Origin of the sequence: Microbacterium resistens NBRC 103078, from assembly GCF_001552355.1 — a bacterium.
Classification (GTDB): Bacteria; Actinomycetota; Actinomycetes; order Actinomycetales; family Microbacteriaceae; genus Microbacterium; species Microbacterium resistens.
The window spans coordinates 1-3472 of sequence record NZ_BCRA01000188.1 but is presented as its reverse complement, the minus strand read 5'-3'; the positions used below and the strand labels follow the sequence as shown (position 1 = coordinate 3472).

The 3472-nt window shown below is 75.0% G+C and carries 4 protein-coding genes; 1 reads left to right on the top strand and 3 read right to left on the bottom strand.

The features are described from left to right. The 3 genes from MR1_RS18705 to MR1_RS18695 form a co-directional block, all read right to left on the bottom strand. A partial coding sequence (locus tag MR1_RS18705) for an ROK family protein (RefSeq protein WP_157518393.1) occupies positions 1-630 on the bottom strand: 630 nt, incomplete at its 3' end. A gap of 7 nt (positions 631-637) precedes the next feature. Beyond that, positions 638-1552: an SIS domain-containing protein gene (locus tag MR1_RS18700; protein ID WP_067250685.1), complete on the bottom strand. Its 915-nt coding sequence runs from the start codon at positions 1550-1552 to the stop codon at positions 638-640. A gap of 146 nt (positions 1553-1698) precedes the next feature. Beyond that, a complete protein-coding gene (locus MR1_RS18695; RefSeq protein WP_067250682.1) occupies positions 1699-2850 on the bottom strand; it encodes an ROK family protein in 1152 nt (383 codons plus the stop codon). Between the two features lie 169 nt (positions 2851-3019). On the opposite strand from MR1_RS18695, the gene MR1_RS18690 reads away from it, so the two are divergent. Then, positions 3020-3472: winged helix-turn-helix domain-containing protein (locus MR1_RS18690; RefSeq protein WP_157518391.1), on the top strand; the 453-nt coding region annotated here is incomplete at its 3' end.

Below are 3472 nucleotides of genomic sequence, written 5' to 3'. Positions count from 1 at the left end.
GCGGTAGCGCCGCGCGATGGCGCCCGCGGACGCGACCGCCTCCAGGCACCCCCGGGCCCCGCACGGACAGGGCCAGTCCCCCAGCGGGGAGTGGCCGATCTCGCCCGCGTAGCCGCCGCCGGCGTGCAGCCGGCCGTCGAGGATCAGCGTGCCGGCCACCCCCGTGCCGATGATCAGCACGACGGCGTCGTCGAAGGGCCGTGCGCCGCCGATCCGGTGCTCGGCCCAGCTCCCCGTCGCGACATCGTGGTCGAAGGCGACGGGGAGCCCGAGCCGCGCGGTCGCGAGATCGCGGAGCGGGGCGTCGCGCCAGCCGAGGTTGCTGCTGAACACCGCGATCCCCGCCGGGGCGTCGACGATGCCGGGGACGACGAGCCCCGCCGCGTCCGGCTCGATCCCGGGGTGGTCTTCGCGCAGGTCGTCCGCCAGTCGCACGAGCAGGTCGAGGAGGCGCTGCGGGCTGTCCGCGCCGGGTTCCGGCGAGGAGGTGCGCCGCAGACCGCGCAGCGTGCCGGAGCGGTCGACGAGGGCGGACTTGACGTCCGTCCCTCCCACGTCGAACGCGAGGACGGCCGGTCCCGGGCCGAGCGATCGCGGCCCGGCGGGCGTCGGAGCGAGGGCGGCGGTCACGGACGGCTCAGGGCTCGAGGATGACCGAGCGGGTGAGGTTGCGCGGCTGGTCCGGGTCCAGCCCGCGGGCCAGCGCGCGGTCCAGGGCCACTCGGTGCAGCCGCGCGAGGTCGGCGAGCGGGTCGATCGGGTGCTGCACGAAGCGGGCTCCAGTCGCCTCGACCTGGCCGGCGAGGCCGTCCGGCGCCGTGCCGAACTGCCAGGTGATCCGCCCCGGCGCCGCGATCGCGATCGGGCCGTGCCGGTACTCCATCGCCGGGTAGGACTCGGTCCAGGTCTGCGAGGACTCCCGCATCTTCAGCGCCGCCTCGTGGGCGAGCCCGACGGTCCAGCCGCGGCCGAGGAAGCTGTACTGCTCGGCGTCGGAGAGGCTCGGGTCGACGTCGTCGAGCGCCGCGCGCGCGTCCGCCACGGCGGCGTCGAGCGACTCGCCGAGCGAGGCGCGGAAGAGGGCGAGCGCGGTCGTCGCGAAGCGGGTCTGCACGACGGAGCGCTCATCCGCGAACGGCAGCAGCAGCGCGTCGTCGACGAGGTCGACCAGGGGGGACGCCGGATCGCCGATCACGCCGATCAGCCGCGGACGATCCGCGCCGGCCGAGCGCACCCGCTCGACGAGCTCGAGCACCTCCGTGGTGGTGCCGGAGCGGGTGAGGGCGACGATGGCGTCGTAGCCGCGGCCGACGAAGGCCTCGGACGCGGCGAACGCGTCCGTCTCCCCGCCGGCCTCGGCGGACTCCCGCAGCGCCGCGTAGGACTGCGCCATGAACCAGGAGGTGCCGCAGCCGACGACCGCGACGCGCTCGCCCGCCGCGGGGAGGCGGCGCTGCTCGTCGCGCATCGCCGCGGCACGGGCCCAGGTCTCGGGCTGGGAGTCCAGCTCCGCACGCATGTGGGCGCCCGGAGCGGTGGTCGTCTCGGTCATGGCGGTCTCCCGTCGTCGATCGCGTCGCCGTGAGCGGCTGCTCCGATCAACTGAAGGTTTGTGATCGTTTTGACGCTGAATCGATCGTAATACGCCAAGCGATCCCGGGCAAGGTGGCGACCGTCGCGCCACACGGATGCCCTGGCTCAGCCGCGCAGGACCTGGGCGGGATTCCACCGCACCCCGAGCACCGCCGTCAGGGCGAGCTGCGCCGCCCCGGCGTAGCGGGCGATCCGGGCGTCCGCGGCCCGCACCGGCACGGCGCTCGCGCCCCGAGGCACGTACGACAGCTCCGCGCGCACGCGATCGAGGAACCGGTCGCCGAGCAGCGCGACCGGCCCGCCGATCACGACCTCGACCGGATCCAGCATCGCCGTCAGCAGGATGATCACGCGCCCGAGCGCCAGGGCGCCGTGCGCGAGCGCCTCGTCGTCCGCGGTCGCCAGGAGCGGGGCGAGGTCCTCCGCGTCCCTCCCCTCCACGACGTCGTCTCCGAGCATGGCCGACAGCGACGCCGCCGACTCCAGGCATCCGGTCCCGCCGCAGCGACAGGGCCGCGCCTGCGCCCCCGTGACCACGCGCACGTGACCGATCTCGCCGACCCGTGCGCGGGGGCCGGCGGCGAGCTCGCGATCGACCGTGATCGCGCCGCCGATGCCGCTTCCGACGTGGACGAACAGTCGGCGCCCCCGGGGCTCCTCGCCCGCGATCGCCTCGGCGACGGCCTCGGCATCCACGTCGTTGACGAGGATCACCGGCGCCCCGACCTGCTCCTCCAGCTGCGCCGCGAGCGGGAGGTCGGTCCATCCCAGCTGCACGCTCTCCAGCACCACGCGCCCGTCGGTCGCACCCGGAAGCTGCACGCTGACCGCGAGAAGACGACCGGAGAACCGCGCGGCCACCTCGCCGATCGCCCGGCGCAGGGACTCATCCCGATCCGCCGGCGCGTACGCGAGATGCTCCTCGTGCTCCGCCGAGCCGTCCAGCCGCACCAGCGACAGGCAGGCGTCCGCCGCCCGCAGGACGACGACCAGGACGAGGTGGTGACGGGCGTCCACGTCGAGCGTCGTCGCGCGCTTGCCGCCCGTGCTCGCGGCCGGCGCGCCCTCGCGGATGAGCCGGGTGTCGATGAGCTCCGCCACGAGCGAGGAGGCCGTGGCCGCCGTCAGCCCCGTGCTCCGTGCGATCCCGGCGCGGGTCTGGACGCCCGGCCGGTCCATCACGAGCTGCAGGGCGCGTCGCAGGTTGACCCGGCGCAGGGCCGCCTGGCCGTCGAGCTCGTCGATGTTCTGCAGCATGGCCGCGGATCCTCCCGGGCACGGGGACGGTCGATGTTTGACAAACCGGCGGGGACGTCCTTACGCTCGCCCTACATACTTTAGTCACTGAACTAAGTTGCGTCGCCCGACGCTCGGATGGTCGCGAGGGGGCCCCTGTGCCGTATCCCCACCCTACGAGGTGCACCGCATGACGACGGCGCCCGCCCTCGCCGCCGGGCTCGCCGGCGCGCGCGCCATCGCCCCGGTCCCCCTCGCGCAGTCGATCCGGCGCCACAACCGCGGCGTCGTCCTGCGCACTCTCCTGCGCGAGACGACGGCCAGCCGAGCGGATCTGTCGCGCCTCACCGGGCTCGCCCGCCCGACGATCTCCGAGGTCGTCCGCGACCTGCTGGCCGACGGAGTGATCCTCGAGACCGGTCACCGCTCCGCGTCGCGACCGGGAAAGCCCGCGGTGATGCTCGAGGTGGACCCGGACGCGGTGCAGGCCGTCGCGATCGATCTGTCCGATCCCGGCCGGATCCGGGCCGCGGTCTGCGCCCCCGACGGACGGATCCTGCACCGGACGGCGATGCCACGGCGGGCCGGCGACACGGCAGCGGAGCTCGCGTCCGACCTCGGCGCCCTCGTCGCCGGGCTCGCC